Here is a 16,259-nt window from a genome sequence, read left to right as displayed (position 1 = left end):
AACCAAGCGACAAGTTCCTATTACCAACGGTTGTGGCGAAAACTACTGTCCGGCTGCCGGTCATTACCGCGGGTGTCTCTTCTTTCGTGGCTGAGCGGAATTGACTGACGCCGTGCCGCCGCGGACCGCCGGCCGCGTAGGCGGGTCGCGGTCCTTCGGGAACCATGCGGTGTTCTTGCACTGAAGAACTGGACAAGGCTAGACGAGACGATGAGCTACATGCCCAACTGCCGGCCGGGCGAACACCACCACTCTCGACGCGAGATCGATCAGGCGATCGGCGTTCTCATGGCTGTCCGACGCTATTCGGCGGAGGAGGCGTTTGCCGAGATCGCAGCTGTCGTGCGGGCCACCGGGGTCGGCCTCGGAGGGGTGTCCCGGGCATTACTCGCCCGGGTCACCAGTGATGTCGATTCGGCCGCGGGCGAGGTGGCGGCCTACTGGGACGCGCTACTGCGATCGCCCGCTGGCCGCAGCAGTTGAATCCGGTGGGCAGCGGAACCCCCGCGTATGCGCTCAGCGCATCACGTCACAGAAGCTGTTTTGACAGACCCATCCGCGCAGGTGTCCAGCGGCGTTAACACCGTGCAGGCAAGCGGTTTTCAGCGAGTGGCATCGCCGCGCGTGGGTGCTGACTGCTGACGGCTGCCGTAGCGGCGGTGAAATTTCTCCACTTGTCCAGCGCTGTCAACGATTCGGCGCCCACCGGTCCAAAATGGATGTGAATCCGACGTCACGTCAACGACGACAAGTGGATAGGTGCGCAGCCCCTTGTGGCGATTCCCACTCAATTGTGCGCGAACTGGTAATAGTCGATCGGGTCAGAAACGTTGCGCCGGTAGTGGCATCTTGGAAGACCACTGGGTGGTAGTCGGGGTGAATATCAGGTTTCATCAACGATCTCCATTCTCGGCGTGGGGGGCGGCGGGTACATCGCCATCTGGACTGTTCAGGTCCGTACACGGGTCTTCGTGCCAGTCACCGAACGGATCGTCGTAGTGCATCCAGGCATCGGGGGAGGCGTACTCGTCGTCGGTGAGCAATGCGCCGTTCAGGCCGTCGCGAATTTCGTCCGCATCGGCTCCGCAAACCAAAATGGTCATTGCGGTGTGCCGGTCGCCGTGGCGGTCATCCCAGCCGAGCTCGCTCAGAGCACGGCGCTCGGCATCAACTCCGGACAGCTGAGATGTTGAGAGCGCGGCCAGCCACCTGCCGGCCGAACTGACCCGCAGCCCGCCGCCGGCAGACTCCAGCCACATCGCCTGGTCGGGTTGGCTGGCCAGCCAGAGCCGACCCCGGGTTCGAATCACGCCGTCGAGCAGCAAATCCAGAGTTTCATGCAGGCGTTGCGGATGAAAGGGACGCCGAGCATTGAACTCGACAAGGCTGACCGGCCCCCGAGGAGCCAGCGGCGGCTGCCCGGCCAACAGTGGACCATGTGGATCGTCGCTTCGGCCTTGTCGTGCATCGCGGTACAAGTTCTGCAGCGCTTCGTCGATGCCCTCGGCGCCAACTCGAATGTGCGCGCGGGGCGCCAGGCGGCGCAGCGCGGCGCCGAGCAACGGGTCGGCGCCGTTGAGCACAATCGCGTCAGCGAATTCGGCCTGTCCGACCACTACCTGGGCCACTGTGCGTCCGTCGTCGAGCAATGCATGACCAAGTGCTTGGCTTAGCCATACCGACGAATCGGCACACGTGACGACTGCGGCAATCGACACGTCCAACGCTGCAGGCCCGTCCACATATCCCGGTGCCACGCGCACCGGGACGTGGTTGATCGCCAAGCAGATCGGCTCGGGTTCCAGCCACGGCGCCAGGTGCACCACAACGCGGTCGACCTCGGTGCGGCGGTGTAGCTGACGCAGCAACACCAGCAAGTCGTTACGGATAGTGCATGACACGCAGCCGTGTGCGAGCTCGAGCCCACTCTCGGTGGTCGTCAACACGCCATGCCGCAACGTCACCATTGATCTGCGCACGACATGGCCGTCGAACCGATGTTCAACGACCAGCGTCCCCGAGGCGCGCAGCAACGTTCCCACGACGCGGTCGGTCTCCTGCTGGCCGGCGACCAGGATGACCGGCGTTCGCATTGGGCTCCTTATTGATAATCATTTTCATTTGGTCTCCTCGTACGGTACCGTCTCCCGCAGTGCTTGTCGAAAATCATTTTCAATAAGATGTCAAGGAGGTCCGCAGTGTCCGCTCGTTGCCAAGTGACCGGCCGGGAACCGGGATTCGGTAACGCCGTGTCGCATTCGCATCGCCGAACCCGTCGGCGCTGGTCACCGAATATCCAACGCAAGACTTACTACCTGCCCTCGGAAGACCGGAGGATCCGGCTGCGGGTCAGCGCCAAAGGGATCAAGGTCATCGACCGCGACGGCGTCGAAGCCGTCGTGGCACGGTTGCGCCGCGAAGGGCAGCGGATCTGATGGCGCGCAACGAGGTCCGTCCGATCGTCAAACTCCGTTCGACGGCAGACACCGGATACACCTATGTGACACGGAAGAACCGGCGCAACGATCCAGACCGGCTGGTTTTGCGTAAATACGATCCGGTGATCCGTCGGCACGTCGACTTTCGAGAGGAGCGGTGAGCGTGGCCAAGAAATCCAAGATCGTCGCGAACGAACGCCGGCGCGCGATCGTGGCCCGCTACGCGCAGCGCCGCGTGGAACTCAAAGAGATAATCCGCTCACCGTTGACCACCACGGAGCAACGAGCGGCGGCCCAGCGTGAGTTGGCGCGCCACCCCCGCGATGCCAGTCCAGTCCGGTTACGCAACCGCGACGCCGTCGACGGGCGGCCTCGCGGGCATTTGCGCAAATTCGGGTTGTCGAGGGTGCGTGTTCGTGCGCTGGCTCATGCGGGCCAATTGCCCGGCGTCCGGAAGGCCAGCTGGTAGTGCCCAGGGAATATCGGCGCGCTCGTCCTACCGCTCAGCCGGAAGCACGGCGCGCCAAGCAGAATCTTCTCGCTCGTCTCGGCCTCGAGGCCGTCGATTACAAAGACACCACCGCGCTGCGTGTGTTCATCTCAGACCGCGGCAAGATTCGCTCCCGGCAGGTCACAGGGCTGACCGTTCGGCAGCAACGTCAGGTCAGCGCCGCGATCAAGAACGCACGGGAGATGGCGTTGTTGCCGTATCCCGGACGGCCAGGAAGCGCTGATCAACCGGGACCTCAAGGAGGAACATAGGATTGGGTACGACATGCCTCGGCGCTGGCCTCGCCCAGATCTGTGAAAGCACTTCTCGTTGACGCCCCCGCGCCGCGGAACCGACCGCCCGTTTACCGTTGTTGTCTGCGCCGCCTGTGCGGTCGACCACCATCTGTCGGTCATCGACGAACTGCGTCCCGCAATCCGACGCTGCCCACACGCCATGCTCATTTCCGCCGCCTGCATGCTCGGCCCTGTCACATGTGCGTCGCGAGAGACTGGGTGCGGAATCATGGCTGTGATCCAGCCCTGCACGAAGGACCGCATCGCCAGCGGGCCCGCTCACTGGGTAGGTCCTATCACCGACCATGACGAGGCAGCCGCCGTGCGCGATTGGCTGGAGCTCGGTCAGTGGGAACACATACCCATGCCGCGGCAGCTGAATCGCCACCAGTGGTGGGCCCGCACTTCTGGCCGGACCAATTGAGTCAGCGAGAGCATTCGCGACCGAGTGGTCGAATTCGCCCGTGCTGAGTTCGGAGGCGGGGCGCCGATCGCGAATGGCGTGGCGCAGCTGGCTCTCGGCGGGCAAGGCGGCTTAACCGACGGCTAAGGCACCAGCACGATCGAGCCGACCGTTTTGCGCCCCTGCAGATCGCGGTGCGCTCGAGCGGCATCGGCTAGCGGATAGCGTTCGCTGACGGTCACGTTGATCGAGCCCGCGGCAATAGCGTCGAACAATTCGCCGGTGCGCCAAGCGAATTCCTCGCCAGTACGGGTGAAGTGGACTAGTGACGGCCGGGTCAGATATACCGAGCCGGCAGCGTTGAGTCGCTGCGGGTCAACCGGCGGGACCGGACCGCTGGCCGCGCCGAACAAAGCCAACGTCCCGCGCACCGCAAGACTGGCCAGGCTGGCGTCGAAGGTGCTGGCCCCGACACCGTCATACACGGCGGCGACACCGGCGCCGTCGGTCAAATCGCTTATCCACCTGGCGAATTCGTCGACGTCGTCACCGGGGTAGTCCAGTACCTCGGCAGCGCCGGCTTGCCGGGACAGCTCGGCTTTGGCCGGCGTCGACACGGTGGTGATCACCCGGATGCCCAAGCTGGCCGCCCACTGCGTCAGGATCTGGCCCACCCCGCCTGCTCCCGCGTGCACCAACACGGTGTCGTCGGGCTGGGCCGGATAGACCGACTTGAGGAGGTAGTGGGCGGTCATTCCCTTCAGCAGCGCCGAGGCCGCGACGTCAAAATCGACGGCGGACGGCACACGAGCCACGAATTCAGCTGGTGCCATGCAGAATTCGGCATAGGCGCCCGACGCGGTTGCGGTCACGACCCGGTCGTCGACCGCCAAGGCCGTCACACCGTCGCCGACGGCCGCCACGGTCCCGGCCACCTCGGTGCCGAGGATGAACGGTAGCTCGCGCGGGTACTGGCCGGACCGGAAATAAGTGTCGATGAAATTGACGCCGATCGCTTCGGCCTTGATGAGCACTTCGCCGGCCGCGGGAGAGGGCCGCGGCTTGTCGACATAGCGCAGGACTTCCGGCCCACCGGTTTCGGCGACTTCGATTGCATGCATGCCCACTATCATCCGCAAGTGTGAAGTGCGCATGAAGTTGGCCCGCCCCGACATTCGTCATCCTCGGATCGTGCTGGCCGCGCCCGGCGACGATGCGGGCCGCGGGGCGGCACGAGGAGGAGCGGGGCATTCAGCCGCGGCCGGTGACGAGGACGGACTGGTCGCGGCGCTGCGCAAGCGCGGTTTGCACGCTCGCTGGATGTCGTGGGACGACCCGGACACCATGCGCGCCGACCTGGTGATTTTGCGCGCGGCCGCCGACGACCGACTCGACGAGTTCTTGGCCTGGAGCAGACGCGTGCCCAATCTGCTCAATGCGCCCGACGTCGTGGCCTGGAACACCAACGAGCAATACCTGCGCGATCTGGAGAACGCCGGGGTGCCGACACAGCGGGACGCGGTCGGCGAGGCGACGGCGCTGGTTTTTCTGGGCGGCACGCAATCCCACGCGTTCACCCGGCGACGGTCGGTGGACGTCGACTTCGAACTGTGGGACGTCGGCTATGCCGCGCTGAGCGCCGCCGCCCAACACCTGGGGACCGGCACCGACGCGTTGCTCTACGCGCGCGCCGATGTCACCGGCGGCCCGGGTGATGCGCGGTTGGTGGGTCTTGATCTGGTCGGGCCGGCGCTGGGGTGGAAACTACTGGACCACGCTGGACGTGAGGTCGCCGAGCGCCAGTTCGCCGTGTGCGTCGAGTCCGCCCTGGAGCGGCTGGGCCTGGGCCCGTTCTCGCATCGACGCCCATAACGCGGCCGTCGCCGCGGTGCACACGGCCGCGCCGGCGACATGCAGCGCCACCAGTGCGGGCGGCACCCCGGTGAAAAACTGCACGGTGCCGACCACGCCTTGCCCACAGACCAGCAGGATCAGGACGCCCAGCCGCAACAGCACCGGCTTGGGCGCATGCACCGCCAGCAGCCCGAAGCCGAGCCCGACCAGCAGTGCCAGGTAGGCCACCAGCAGCGATGAATGCATATGCACCAGCGTGGTGACCTCGATCTTCAGCCGCGGCACCGTCCGTAGCGGGCTGGTATCGCCGGCGTGCGGGCCCGCCGCGGTGACCAGCGTGCCGGTCACCAGCACCGCGGCCAACGTGACCGCGCTGAGTGCCGTGAGCCCGCGCAGCGGTGCCACCACCCGGCGGGTAATGACACCGTCGTCGGGTTCACCCACCTTGACGTAGAGCAGGACGGCCAGCCACACCATCGTCATCGACGCCAGCAGATGGACTGCCACTGTCCACCACAGCAGACCGGTGAGCACGGTGATGCCGCCGATCACCGCCTGTAGCACCGTCGAGGCGGGCATCAACCAGGCGTAGACGAGGACCTCGGTGCGACGGCGGGCGCGGGTGACGGCTAACACCGCCAATGCGGCGGCGATGACGACGGCGAAAGTCACCATGCGGTTGCCGAATTCGACCGCCTGATGAATCCGGGGCACCTCTGCGACGGCGACCGGGGTGAAACTGCCGGGGAAGCACTGCGGCCAGGTGGGACAACCCAACCCGGATGCGGTGACGCGGACGATCGCGCCGGTGACCGCGATGCCGCCCTGGGTCAGGATGACTAACGCGGCGATGACCCGCTGGGCGCGCAGGCTGGGCATGGGCAGCAGATCCACCAGTCGCAGCAGCCATCGTCCGACGGGCATGATCACGACTTCGATCGTAGGCGACGAATAACTACATCACGTAGTAGGGATTGTGGGCTCACGCGTGCCTGCTCTCAGGTGAAGCGAAACCAGCGCAATGCGGCCAGCCCGCCCAGCGCTCCCCACACCGCCAGCACGACGATGCCGAACCAGTCGACCGACACGTTCATCGCCTGGGACAGCCCCTCGGTCAGCGCACCGGAGGGAGTGAGCCGGGCGGCCCACTTGACGGCGGTCGGGACCGTTTCCATATCCAGGGTCAACGCGCCCAACCCGGCGAAGACGAACCACAGCAGGTTGGCGACTGCCAGAACAATCTCGGCGCGCAGCGTGCCGCCCAGCAACAGCCCCAGCGCGGCGAAGCCCGCCGTGCCGAGCGCGATGATGACGGCGCCCAACGCCAGACCCGCGACATGTGGGCGCCATCCGAGCCCAAAACCGATGCCGCCCAAGATGATTGACTGCAAGAACACCACGGTTACAACCGCCAGCGACTTGCCGGCGATGATTCCCCATACCGGCAGCGCGGTGGCTCCCAGCCGTTTGAGCGCGCCGTAGCGGCGATCGAATGCGACCGCGATGGCCTGGCCGGTGAATGCGGTGGAAATCACCGCCAGCGCCATGATCACCGGGACGAAAGTGGCTGCGCGGTCGTCGCCGAATGACCCCAGCGGCAGTAGCGTGAGCCCCACCAGCAGGGTGATCGGAATGAACATGGTGAGCAGCAGTTGCTCACCGTTGCGCAACAGCAGCTTGAGCTCCAGGGTGAACTGCGCGGTCAGCATCCGCTGCATGGTGTTGGGGTGCGGATTGGGTGTGAAGGTGCCCGGCGGGAATAGCGTCTCACTCATGAGCGCAGCTCCCGCCCGGTCAGATCCAGAAACACGTCTTCGAGGCTGCGCTGCTCCACCCGCATGCCGGTGGCCAGCACGTCGATTTGCGCGCACCATGCCGTCACGGTAGCCAGCACCTGCGGGTCCACCGGGCCCTCGACCAAGTACTCGCCCGGCGCCTTCTCGGTCGCCTGATAGTCCTCGGGCAGCGCCGAGACCAGCAGCGACAGGTCAAGCCGCGGCGGGGCGCTGAATCGCAGCTGGTCTTTGGCGCCGCTGCGCATGAGTTCGGCCGGCGTCCCGGCCGCCACGGTGGCGCCGTGGTCGATGATTACCAGCCGGTCGGCGAGCTCTTCGGCTTCCTTGAGTTGATGGGTGGTCAGCACCACCGTCACGCCGTCGCGGCGCAGCGCGTCGATCAGCTCCCACACCGTCAACCGGGCGTGCGCGTCCATGCCGGCGGTGGGCTCGTCGAGAAACACCAGTTCGGGGCGGCCGACCAGGGCGCAGGCCAACGCCAGCCGCTGCTGCTGGCCACCCGATAGCCGCCGGTAGGTGGTTCGCGCCGCGTCGGTCAGACCCAACGTGCTCAGTAGCCACTGCGGATCCAGCGGGTCGGCGGCATAGGCGGCAACCAAGTCGAGCATCTCGCCGGCGCGCGCGGCCGGGTAGCCGCCGCCGCCCTGCAACATCACGCCGATCCGTTCCCGCAGCCGGGCGTTGTCGGCGATCGGATTCAGGCCGAGCACCTCGATGCTGCCGGCGTCCGGGCGAACGAAACCTTCGCACATCTCGACGGTTGTCGTCTTGCCGGCGCCGTTGGGTCCCAGCAGCGCGAACACCTCAGCGGTGTGCACGTCGAGGTCGAGGTTGGCCACGGCGGTTGTCGACCCGTACTGCTTGCAGACCCCGCGCAACCGCACGCGGACATCCGAGCTCACGGGGATTCAGCGTAAGCGTCAGGTACGGGTGTGGGTTGCCGGGTCTCGGTGGCGCTCACCACATCCGGGGCCACCGCGTCGTGAATCAGCTCGCGGCCGGCGCTCGGCAGCGCCCGCCATGGCAATCGGGTGTACGTTACGGCGATCAGCGCCAGCACGATGATCGTGCTGGCCACAGTGGCGTCGACGATCTGGAACAACGCGAAGCGATCGCCGTTCGCGGTCGGGCCGAAAACGCCGACGACGATCGTGACCACGATCGCCGCGACCCGGAAGCTGGGGCGGGTGGCCCAGGCGGCCAGCGGGATGATCGCCCACAGCAGATACCACGGCTGCACCACCGGAAACAACAGCACCGTGATGCCCAGCGCGACGCCGAGTCCGCCGACCGGATGCAATCGGCCGCGGAACACCGCCACCAGCAGCCAGGCCACCATCACCGCGATGATCAGCACACCGATGCCCCGGGTCAGCGACAACACGGCGGTGGTGTGGTCGCCCAGCCCCAGCAAAATCCCGACTTGCCCGGTACCCAGCGCCAACAGCGTCGGCGGCGACATCCAGCTGCGCACCACATTGGCGGTGCCCAGCGTGTAGATCCAGCCGAAGCCGAGCCGGCTGGCCCAGCCGACCACAGCCATGACCGCCAGTGCCAACCCGGTCATCAGCCCGCCGGCCAGGAAGAGCGCTCGTAGGTTGCCGCCCCAGCGGTAGGCCAGGGCCATCGCCACAAATCCCAGCGCGAGCAGCGACGGCAACTTCACCTGCGAGGACAGCGTGATCAGCACCGCACCGCCCACCAGCATGCCCAGCGGCGTCCAGTCCTGGCGTTGACTTCGATGTCGCGCCAGGTGGTGAGGCAGCAGCGCCCGCCCCGAGTCGAGGCCGCGCAGCGCGAACTCGGTGCCGGTCAGCATCAGGCCGAGCATCAGCGCCTCGTTGTGGATCCCGGCCACCAGATGCATGATCAGCAGCGGATTGGCCGCGCCCAACCACAACGCGCTGACCTCGGCCACCCCGCAGCGACGGGCCAGCCGCGGGGTCGCCCACACGATCAGGCCGACGCCGATCAACACCACCAGCCGATGGCACAGCACGGCGGCGACGATGTTTTCCCCGGTCAGCTCGGAAATCCCGCGGCCCACCCACAAGAACAGCGGCCCGTAGGGCGCAGGCGTCTCCCGCCACAGGCTGGGCACCGACAGCGTGAACACGTGACCGAGGCCCAGGCCTGGGGCCGGGCCGACCCGGTAGGGGTCGAGACCTTCTCGGCAGATCTGGCTTTGCGCCAGGTAGGAGTAGACGTCCTTGCTGTACATCGGCGGCGCCACCAGCAACGGCACCACCCACAACAGCAGCGTTCGGTCCAGGTCGCCGCGCGACATCCGCCGGTCGCCCAGCGCGAACCGGCCCAGCATCAGCCAGGCCAGCGCCATCATCACCGCGCCGGTGGTGGTCATCGTCAGCGACACCGTCTGGATGCGCGACGGCAGGTTGAGCAGCCGAACCCCGAACGTCGGGTCCTGCACCACCGGCCGAGCGCCGGCCCCCAGCGCGCCGATCGCCATCAACACCGTGCCGGTCGCGCCGAACAACCGGGTGCGTCGGACCGCGACCAGTTCACTATCGTTGAGCGGCGAGCCCACAGCCTGTTCGTCGCCATGCCAACTGGCAATCGATGAACTCAGCGTGTGTTGGCGGGCTGCCACCAGTGCAGCGTAACCGCCGCGCAGGCCAGCCCCGCTTTACCCAGCGCGGGAATTGCGTCACACTGGTGTTGTGAAAATCCCGTCGGATGCGGTCGCAGCCGCGTCATCGACACACGACGGCCACACCCGAGGCGCCGTCGTGCGGTTGCTGCTGGAATCTGGGTCGGTCACGGCAGGCAAAATCGGTGATCGGCTGGGTTTGTCCGCGGCCGGGGTTCGGCGCCATCTCGACGCGCTGATTGATGCGGGGGAGGCGGAGTCGGTTCCTGCAGCGGCCTGGCAGCAGGTTGGACGGGGCCGGCCCGCGAAGCGGTACCGGCTGACTGCGGCGGGCCGCGCCAAGTTGGACCACAGCTACGACGACCTGGCCTCAGCGGCGATGCGACAGTTGCGTGAAATCGGTGGTGAGGACGCGGTTCGCACCTTCGCCCGGCAGCGCATCGATGCGATTCTGTCCGACGTCGACCAAGCCGATTCCGATGCCGAAGCCGATGTCGAGGCGGCCGCCGGGCGGATCGCCGGCGCGTTGACCGAGGCCGGGTACGTCGCGACGACGACACGGGTCGACGGCCCGATTCACGGTGTGCAGATCTGCCAGCACCACTGCCCGGTGTCGCACGTGGCCGAGGAATTCCCGCAATTGTGCGAAGCCGAACAGCAGGCCATGGCCGAGGTACTCGGGACCCATGTCCAGCGGTTGGCGACCATCGTCAACGGCGACTGTGTCTGTACGACCCATGTTCCACTCACCACCGACATCAACCAGCCCACACTTCGGCGCGCAGCCCGCTCCGAAGCCACCAACAGCACCGAAGGAGCGTCGTTATGACTCTCACCCCAGAGGCCACCAAGGCCGCTGCCGCCGCAGGGCAGTTGACCCAGGAGGAGGCCATCGCCTCGCTGGGCCGCTACGAGTACGGCTGGGCCGACTCCGACACCGCGGGTGCCAGCGCCAAGCGTGGGCTTTCCGAGGCGGTGGTGCGTGACATCTCGGCGAAGAAGAACGAACCGGAGTGGATGCTGAACAGCCGGCTGCGGGCGCTGCGGACCTTCCTCAAGAAGCCGATGCCGACTTGGGGCTCCGACCTCAGTGGCATCGACTTCGACAACATCAAGTACTTCGTGCGGTCCACCGAGGCGCAGGCCCAGACTTGGGAGGACTTGCCCGAGGACATCCGCAACACCTACGACCGGCTGGGCATCCCAGAAGCCGAGAAGAACCGCTACGTGGCCGGGGTTGCGGCCCAGTACGAGTCCGAGGTGGTGTACCACAAGATCCGCGAAGACCTTGAAGCACAAGGGGTTATCTTCCTGGACACCGACTCCGGTCTGCGGCAGCACGAGGACATCTTCAAGCAGTACTTCGGCACCGTGATCCCGGCGGGCGACAACAAGTTCTCCGCGCTGAACAGCGCGGTGTGGAGCGGCGGGTCGTTCATTTACGTGCCGCCGGGCGTACACGTCGACATCCCGCTGCAGGCCTATTTCCGGATCAACACCGAGAACATGGGCCAGTTCGAACGGACGCTGATCATCGTCGACGAGGACGCCTACGTGCATTACGTGGAGGGCTGTACCGCGCCGGTGTACTCGTCGGCTTCGCTGCACTCGGCGGTGGTGGAGATCGTCGTCAAGCCTGGCGGCCGGTGCCGTTACACCACGATTCAGAACTGGTCGAACAACGTCTACAACCTGGTGACCAAGCGGGCGCGTGCCGAGGCGGGCGCCACCATGGAGTGGGTCGACGGCAACATCGGCTCTAAGGTCACCATGAAGTACCCCGCGGTGTGGATGACCGGCGAGCACGCCAAGGGCGAGGTGCTGTCGGTGGCATTCGCCGGCGAGGATCAACACCAGGACACCGGTGCCAAGATGCTGCATCTGGCGCCCAACACGTCGAGCAACATCGTGTCCAAGTCGGTGGCGCGCGGCGGCGGCCGCTCCTCTTACCGCGGTCTGGTCGAGGTGCACAAGGGCTCGCACGGGTCTCGGGCAAGTGTGAAATGCGATGCGCTGCTGGTCGATGACATCAGCCGCAGCGACACCTACCCGTACGTCGACATCCGCGAGGACGACGTGACGATGGGTCACGAGGCCACGGTGTCCAAGGTCAGCGACAACCAGTTGTTCTACCTGATGAGCCGCGGTCTCGGCGAGGACGAGGCGATGGCGATGGTGGTGCGCGGCTTTGTCGAGCCGATCGCCAAGGAGCTGCCGATGGAGTATGCGCTCGAGCTCAACCGACTGATCGAGCTGCAAATGGAGGGCGCTGTCGGATGACGGCTGAAAATCTGACAGCGGCCCTGGAAACTCCGGCGCTGAACAAGGGGGAGCAGTTCGCGTCGTTCGACGTGGACGCCTTCGAGGTACCACGCGGCCGTGACGAGACCTGGCGGTTCACCCCGCTGCGGCGGTTGCGCGGACTGCACGACGGTTCGGCGTTGGCAAATGGCAGCGCGAAAATCGTCGTCACCGAGCAGCCCGGCGTGCGGGTCGAGACGGTACGGCGTGGTGACGAGCGGCTCGGCCAGGGTGGTGTCCCCGCCGACCGTGTTGCCGCCCAGGCGTTTTCGTCGTTCAACGCCGCGACGTTGGTCACCGTAGGCCGTGACACCCACATCGCCGACCCGGTGGAGATCGCCGTCACCGGTCCCGGCGAGGGCGCGGTGGCCTACGGACATCTGCAGATCCGGGTCGAGGAGCTTGGTGAAGCGGTCGTGGTCATCGACAACCGCGGTAGCGGAACCTACGCCGACAACGTCGAATTCGTCATCGACGACGCCGCTCGACTGACCGTGGTGTGGATCGCCGACTGGGCCGACGACACCGTCCATGTCAGTGCACACCACGCCCGACTCGGCAAGGACGCGGTACTGCGCCATGTTGCGGTCACTCTGGGTGGTGAAGTCGTGCGGATGTCGGGCGGGGTCCGGTTTGCCGCCCCGGGTGGAGACGCCAGCCTGCTCGGCCTGTACTTCGCCGACGACGGCCAGCACCTCGAATCACGGCTACTGATCGACCATGCCCAACCCGATTGCCAGTCGAACGTGCTGTACAAGGGTGCGCTGCAAGGAGATCCGGACTCGGACCGCCCCGACGCACACACCGTCTGGGTGGGTGACGTGCTGATCCGCGCCGAGGCCACCGGCACCGACACCTTCGAAGTGAACCGAAACCTGGTGCTCACCGACGGCGCGCGGGCCGACTCGGTGCCTAATCTCGAGATCGAGACCGGGGAGATCGTCGGCGCCGGACACGCCAGCGCCACCGGACGATTCGACGACGAGCAACTGTTTTATCTACGTGCCCGCGGCATCCCCGAGGAGCAAGCCCGCCGGCTGGTGGTGCGCGGCTTCTTTGGGGAGATCATCGCCAAGATCGCGGTGCCCGAGGTACGTGAGCGCCTGACCACAGCCATCGAACACGAACTGGCCATCACAGAATCGAGAGCAACAGCCTCATGACCACTCTGGAAGTCAAAGACCTGCACGTCAGTGTCGAAAACCCGGCGGACGGCGACGAAATCGCCATTCTCAACGGCGTCAATCTGACGGTGCGATCCGGTGAGACCCACGCCGTGATGGGCCCCAACGGCTCCGGCAAGTCCACCTTGTCGTATGCGATCGCGGGGCATCCGAAATACAGAGTGACCTCCGGTTCGATCACGCTCGACGGCCAGGACGTGCTCGAGATGAGCGTCGACGAACGCGCCCGGGCCGGACTGTTTTTGGCCATGCAGTACCCCGTCGAGGTACCCGGCGTGTCGATGTCGAACTTCCTGCGCAGCGCGGCCACCGCGGTGCGCGGCGAGGCGCCGAAACTGCGGCACTGGATCAAAGAGGTCAAGGCCGCGATGGACAGCCTCGACATCGAGCCGGCATTCGCCGAGCGCAGCGTCAACGAGGGCTTCTCCGGCGGGGAGAAGAAGCGGCACGAGATCCTGCAACTGGGACTGCTGAAGCCGAAGATCGCGATCCTCGACGAAACCGACTCCGGGCTGGACGTCGATGCGCTGCGCGTGGTCAGCGAGGGCGTCAACCGCTACGCGGAATCCGAGCACGGCGGCATCCTGCTGATCACCCACTACACCCGCATCTTGCGCTACATCCAGCCACAATTCGTGCACGTCTTCATCGGCGGTCGAATCATCGAGTCCGGTGGTCCGGAGCTGGCCGACGAACTCGAAGAGAACGGTTACGAGCGATTCACCCAAGCGGCGGCCACGGGAGTCTAATAATGACGGCGTCGCTGGCCCCGCTCGACCTTGCCGCGATCCGGGCCGACTTTCCGATCCTCAAACGGGTGATGCGCGGCGGAAAACAGTTGGCCTACTTGGATTCCGGTGCCACCTCGCAGCGGCCAGTGCAGGTGCTTGACGCCGAGCGCGACTTCCTCACCACCTCCAACGGTGCGGTACACCGCGGCGCCCACCAGCTGATGGAGGAGTCCACCGACGCCTACGAGCAGGGCCGTGCCGACATCGCGCAGTTGGTCGGCGCCGACACCGGCGAGTTGGTGTTCACCAAAAACGCCACCGAGGCGCTCAACCTGCTGTCCTACGTGTTGGGCGACAGCCGTTTTGAGCATGCTGTCGGCCCGGGCGACGTCATCGTCACCACCGAGCTCGAGCACCACGCCAACCTGGTGCCCTGGCAGGAGCTTGCCAAGCGCACCGGCGCCACGTTGCGCTGGTATGGCATTACCGACGACGGTCGTATCGACCTGGAGTCTTTGCAACTCGACGAGCGTGTCAAAGTCGTGGCGTTCAGCCATCATTCGAACGTCACCGGAGCCCTGGCCCCAGTGGCCGAACTGGTTGCCAAAGTCCGCGACGTGGGCGCGCTGGCCGTGCTGGACGCCTGCCAGTCGGTACCGCACGAGCCGGTCGACCTGCAGGCACTCGACGTCGACTTCGCGGCGTTCTCCGGACACAAGATGCTGGGGCCCAACGGTATCGGTGTGCTTTACGGTCGCCGCGAGCTTCTCGACGCGATGCCGCCGTTTCTCACCGGCGGCTCGATGATCGAAGCGGTCACCATGGAGGCCAGCAGCTACGCACCGGTGCCGCAGCGTTTCGAGGCCGGCACCCCGATGACCTCCCAGGTCGTCGGATTGGGTGCCGCGGCACGCTACCTGCAAGCCATCGGCATGGACGCCGTCGAGAACCATGAACGTCAGTTGACCGCCGCCGCGCTCGAGGGTCTGTCGGGTATCGACGGCGTGCGGATCATCGGGCCGACGTCGATGGAACACCGCGGATCCCCGGTGTCGTTCGTCGTTGACGGCGTGCACGCGCACGACGTCGGTCAGGTGCTCGACGATGACGGCGTCGCGGTACGGGTCGGGCACCACTGCGCGATGCCGCTGCATCGCAGATTCGGCGTGGCGGCCACCGCGCGGGCATCGTTCGCGGTTTACAACACGCTCGATGAGGTCGAACGTCTGGTGGCCGGTGTACGGCGTGCCCAGGGTTTCTTCGGGGTGCCCTGACCGTGCGACTGGAGCAGATCTATCAGGACGTGATCCTCGATCACTACAAGCACCCACGACACCGGGGCTTGCGAGAGCCGTACGGTGCCCAGGTTTACCACGTCAACCCGGTCTGCGGCGACGAGCTGACTCTGCGGGTGGCGTTGTCCGAGGATGGTGAGCACGTTGCCGACGTGTCCTACGACGGGCAGGGCTGTTCGATCAGCCAGGCGGCAACGTCGGTACTCACCGAGCAGCTGATCGGTCAGAGCGTCGGACAGGCGCTGAAGACCGTCGCCGCGTTCACCGAGATGGTGTCATCGCGCGGCACTGTCGAAGGGGACGAAGACGTCATCGGCGATGGCGTCGCGTTCGCCGGCGTGGCGAAGTACCCGGCGCGGGTGAAATGCGCGCTGCTGGGATGGATGGCATTCAAAGACGCGCTGGCGCGGGCCATCGCGGAAACGTCGGCACTGGCTGAGGCCAGTACATCGCACTCAACCGGAGGTAGAAAATGAGCGAAACCACGACACCGCATGACGCGGTGCTGGCCGATGTCGACGAGGCGATGCACGACGTCATCGACCCCGAACTCGGCATCAACGTCATGGACCTGGGCCTGGTATACGGCTTGGAGGTCGAGCACGGAGATGAAGGGCCGGTGGCGTTGATCGACATGACCTTGACCTCACCGGCGTGCCCGTTGCAAGACGTCATCGAGGACCAGTCGCGCACCGCACTGGTCGGTGCCGGGCTGGTCAGCGAGCTGAAGATCAACTGGGTGTGGAACCCGCCGTGGGGCCCGGACAAGATCACCGACGACGGTCGCGACCAACTGCGCGCGCTCGGCTTCACCGTCTGACGCAACGCTTCAGCGGGCCCATCGTGGCGCACTGACCTGC

At 66.1% G+C, this 16,259-nt stretch carries 20 protein-coding genes and 1 pseudogene; 14 read left to right on the top strand and 7 right to left on the bottom strand.

The features are described 5' to 3' along the window. Nucleotides 1-210: 210 nt before the first annotated feature. Entirely contained in the window at nt 211-483 is a 273-nt protein-coding gene (locus AC5Y42_RS14410; protein WP_499899007.1) for an ANTAR domain-containing protein, read from the top strand. Nucleotides 484-602: 119 nt separating this feature from the next. Here AC5Y42_RS14410 and AC5Y42_RS14405 read toward each other — a convergent pair. Both AC5Y42_RS14405 and mrf read right to left on the bottom strand, forming a co-directional pair. Next, nucleotides 603-894, bottom strand: a pseudogene (locus AC5Y42_RS14405) (type B 50S ribosomal protein L31). Beyond that, nucleotides 894-2,093 carry a ribosome hibernation factor-recruiting GTPase MRF gene (mrf, locus tag AC5Y42_RS14400; RefSeq protein WP_499899006.1) on the bottom strand — a complete coding sequence of 400 codons (1,200 nt, stop codon included), beginning with the start codon at nt 2,091-2,093 and terminating at the stop codon, nt 894-896. The pseudogene AC5Y42_RS14405 and the gene mrf overlap by 1 nt, the downstream one beginning before the upstream one ends. Nucleotides 2,094-2,198: 105 nt before the next feature. On the opposite strand from mrf, the gene rpmB reads away from it, so the two are divergent. From rpmB to AC5Y42_RS14375, 5 genes are all read left to right on the top strand, one after another. Continuing rightward, nucleotides 2,199-2,435, top strand: coding sequence for a 50S ribosomal protein L28 (gene rpmB / locus AC5Y42_RS14395; RefSeq protein WP_499899005.1), 237 nt, complete (start codon nt 2,199-2,201; stop codon nt 2,433-2,435). Then, entirely contained in the window at nt 2,435-2,599 is a 165-nt protein-coding gene (rpmG, locus tag AC5Y42_RS14390) for a 50S ribosomal protein L33 (RefSeq protein ID WP_499899003.1), read from the top strand. Before rpmB ends, rpmG begins: the two co-directional genes overlap by 1 nt. Before the next feature lie 2 nt (nt 2,600-2,601). Then, on the top strand, nt 2,602-2,907 hold the full coding sequence (gene rpsN, locus AC5Y42_RS14385) for a 30S ribosomal protein S14 (protein ID WP_499899002.1): 306 nt from the start codon (nt 2,602-2,604) through the stop codon (nt 2,905-2,907). Then, nucleotides 2,907-3,200 carry a 30S ribosomal protein S18 gene (gene rpsR / locus AC5Y42_RS14380; protein WP_499899000.1) on the top strand — a complete coding sequence of 98 codons (294 nt, stop codon included), beginning with the start codon at nt 2,907-2,909 and terminating at the stop codon, nt 3,198-3,200. The genes rpsN and rpsR overlap by 1 nt, the downstream gene beginning before the upstream one ends. Before the next feature lie 253 nt (nt 3,201-3,453). Then, nucleotides 3,454-3,648 (top strand): hypothetical protein, encoded by a 195-nt coding sequence (locus AC5Y42_RS14375; RefSeq protein WP_499898999.1) that lies wholly within the window; start codon nt 3,454-3,456, stop codon nt 3,646-3,648. A gap of 122 nt (nt 3,649-3,770) precedes the next feature. Here the strand turns inward: AC5Y42_RS14375 and AC5Y42_RS14370 are convergent, their stop codons facing one another. Continuing rightward, the gene (locus AC5Y42_RS14370; protein ID WP_499898998.1) at nt 3,771-4,748 is read right to left on the bottom strand and encodes a quinone oxidoreductase family protein; all 978 of its coding nucleotides are present in this window, start codon (nt 4,746-4,748) and stop codon (nt 3,771-3,773) included. A gap of 31 nt (nt 4,749-4,779) precedes the next feature. On the opposite strand from AC5Y42_RS14370, the gene AC5Y42_RS14365 reads away from it, so the two are divergent. Next, nucleotides 4,780-5,499 carry a DcsG N-terminal domain-containing protein gene (locus tag AC5Y42_RS14365; protein ID WP_499899060.1) on the top strand — a complete coding sequence of 240 codons (720 nt, stop codon included), beginning with the start codon at nt 4,780-4,782 and terminating at the stop codon, nt 5,497-5,499. Here AC5Y42_RS14365 and AC5Y42_RS14360 read toward each other — a convergent pair. The 4 genes from AC5Y42_RS14360 to mptB form a co-directional block, all read right to left on the bottom strand. Next, entirely contained in the window at nt 5,392-6,360 is a 969-nt protein-coding gene (locus tag AC5Y42_RS14360; RefSeq protein WP_499899058.1) for a COX15/CtaA family protein, read from the bottom strand. The two genes, AC5Y42_RS14365 and AC5Y42_RS14360, sit on opposite strands and share 108 nt — an antisense overlap. A gap of 119 nt (nt 6,361-6,479) precedes the next feature. After that, complete coding sequence (locus AC5Y42_RS14355; protein WP_499898996.1) at nt 6,480-7,256, bottom strand: ABC transporter permease; 777 nt, start codon at nt 7,254-7,256, stop codon at nt 6,480-6,482. Beyond that, nucleotides 7,253-8,179 (bottom strand): ABC transporter ATP-binding protein, encoded by a 927-nt coding sequence (locus tag AC5Y42_RS14350; protein WP_499898994.1) that lies wholly within the window; start codon nt 8,177-8,179, stop codon nt 7,253-7,255. Before AC5Y42_RS14350 ends, AC5Y42_RS14355 begins: the two co-directional genes overlap by 4 nt. After that, entirely contained in the window at nt 8,176-9,888 is a 1,713-nt protein-coding gene (mptB, locus tag AC5Y42_RS14345) for a polyprenol phosphomannose-dependent alpha 1,6 mannosyltransferase MptB (RefSeq protein ID WP_499898993.1), read from the bottom strand. Before mptB ends, AC5Y42_RS14350 begins: the two co-directional genes overlap by 4 nt. Before the next feature lie 52 nt (nt 9,889-9,940). On the opposite strand from mptB, the gene AC5Y42_RS14340 reads away from it, so the two are divergent. From AC5Y42_RS14340 to AC5Y42_RS14310, 7 genes are read left to right on the top strand one after another with little or no spacing between them, the layout of a single operon-like run. Next, the gene (locus AC5Y42_RS14340) at nt 9,941-10,717 is read left to right on the top strand and encodes a helix-turn-helix transcriptional regulator (protein ID WP_499898991.1); all 777 of its coding nucleotides are present in this window, start codon (nt 9,941-9,943) and stop codon (nt 10,715-10,717) included. Continuing rightward, nucleotides 10,714-12,168 (top strand): Fe-S cluster assembly protein SufB, encoded by a 1,455-nt coding sequence (sufB, locus tag AC5Y42_RS14335; protein ID WP_499898989.1) that lies wholly within the window; start codon nt 10,714-10,716, stop codon nt 12,166-12,168. The genes AC5Y42_RS14340 and sufB overlap by 4 nt, the downstream gene beginning before the upstream one ends. Continuing rightward, on the top strand, nt 12,165-13,352 hold the full coding sequence (gene sufD, locus AC5Y42_RS14330; RefSeq protein ID WP_499898988.1) for a Fe-S cluster assembly protein SufD: 1,188 nt from the start codon (nt 12,165-12,167) through the stop codon (nt 13,350-13,352). The genes sufB and sufD overlap by 4 nt, the downstream gene beginning before the upstream one ends. Beyond that, complete coding sequence (gene sufC / locus AC5Y42_RS14325) at nt 13,349-14,122, top strand: Fe-S cluster assembly ATPase SufC (protein ID WP_499898986.1); 774 nt, start codon at nt 13,349-13,351, stop codon at nt 14,120-14,122. The genes sufD and sufC overlap by 4 nt, the downstream gene beginning before the upstream one ends. Before the next feature lie 2 nt (nt 14,123-14,124). Further along, entirely contained in the window at nt 14,125-15,378 is a 1,254-nt protein-coding gene (locus tag AC5Y42_RS14320) for a cysteine desulfurase (protein ID WP_499898985.1), read from the top strand. Then, complete coding sequence (gene sufU / locus AC5Y42_RS14315; RefSeq protein ID WP_499899057.1) at nt 15,375-15,875, top strand: Fe-S cluster assembly sulfur transfer protein SufU; 501 nt, start codon at nt 15,375-15,377, stop codon at nt 15,873-15,875. The genes AC5Y42_RS14320 and sufU overlap by 4 nt, the downstream gene beginning before the upstream one ends. Further along, complete coding sequence (locus tag AC5Y42_RS14310) at nt 15,872-16,219, top strand: metal-sulfur cluster assembly factor (RefSeq protein ID WP_499898984.1); 348 nt, start codon at nt 15,872-15,874, stop codon at nt 16,217-16,219. The genes sufU and AC5Y42_RS14310 overlap by 4 nt, the downstream gene beginning before the upstream one ends. Nucleotides 16,220-16,259 lie beyond the last annotated feature (40 nt).

Source organism: Mycobacterium sp. NGS48 (genome assembly GCF_059812585.1).
Note: the sequence above shows the minus strand (reverse complement) of the source record. Positions and strands in the feature narration are given on the sequence as shown.

What these genes read in the sequence shown, in the direction of transcription:
- AC5Y42_RS14410 (WP_499899007.1), top strand. Translation starts at nt 211, where the DNA reads ATGAGCTACATGCCCAACTGCCGGCCGGGCGAACACCACCACTCTCGA.
- mrf (WP_499899006.1), bottom strand. Translation starts at nt 2,093, where the DNA reads ATGCGAACGCCGGTCATCCTGGTCGCCGGCCAGCAGGAGACCGACCGC.
- rpmG (WP_499899003.1), top strand. Translation starts at nt 2,435, where the DNA reads ATGGCGCGCAACGAGGTCCGTCCGATCGTCAAACTCCGTTCGACGGCA.
- AC5Y42_RS14375 (WP_499898999.1), top strand. Translation starts at nt 3,454, where the DNA reads ATGGCTGTGATCCAGCCCTGCACGAAGGACCGCATCGCCAGCGGGCCC.
- AC5Y42_RS14370 (WP_499898998.1), bottom strand. Translation starts at nt 4,748, where the DNA reads ATGCATGCAATCGAAGTCGCCGAAACCGGTGGGCCGGAAGTCCTGCGC.
- AC5Y42_RS14365 (WP_499899060.1), top strand. Translation starts at nt 4,780, where the DNA reads ATGAAGTTGGCCCGCCCCGACATTCGTCATCCTCGGATCGTGCTGGCC.
- AC5Y42_RS14360 (WP_499899058.1), bottom strand. Translation starts at nt 6,360, where the DNA reads ATGCCCAGCCTGCGCGCCCAGCGGGTCATCGCCGCGTTAGTCATCCTG.
- AC5Y42_RS14355 (WP_499898996.1), bottom strand. Translation starts at nt 7,256, where the DNA reads ATGAGTGAGACGCTATTCCCGCCGGGCACCTTCACACCCAATCCGCAC.
- sufB (WP_499898989.1), top strand. Translation starts at nt 10,714, where the DNA reads ATGACTCTCACCCCAGAGGCCACCAAGGCCGCTGCCGCCGCAGGGCAG.
- sufD (WP_499898988.1), top strand. Translation starts at nt 12,165, where the DNA reads ATGACGGCTGAAAATCTGACAGCGGCCCTGGAAACTCCGGCGCTGAAC.
- sufC (WP_499898986.1), top strand. Translation starts at nt 13,349, where the DNA reads ATGACCACTCTGGAAGTCAAAGACCTGCACGTCAGTGTCGAAAACCCG.
- AC5Y42_RS14320 (WP_499898985.1), top strand. Translation starts at nt 14,125, where the DNA reads ATGACGGCGTCGCTGGCCCCGCTCGACCTTGCCGCGATCCGGGCCGAC.
- AC5Y42_RS14310 (WP_499898984.1), top strand. Translation starts at nt 15,872, where the DNA reads ATGAGCGAAACCACGACACCGCATGACGCGGTGCTGGCCGATGTCGAC.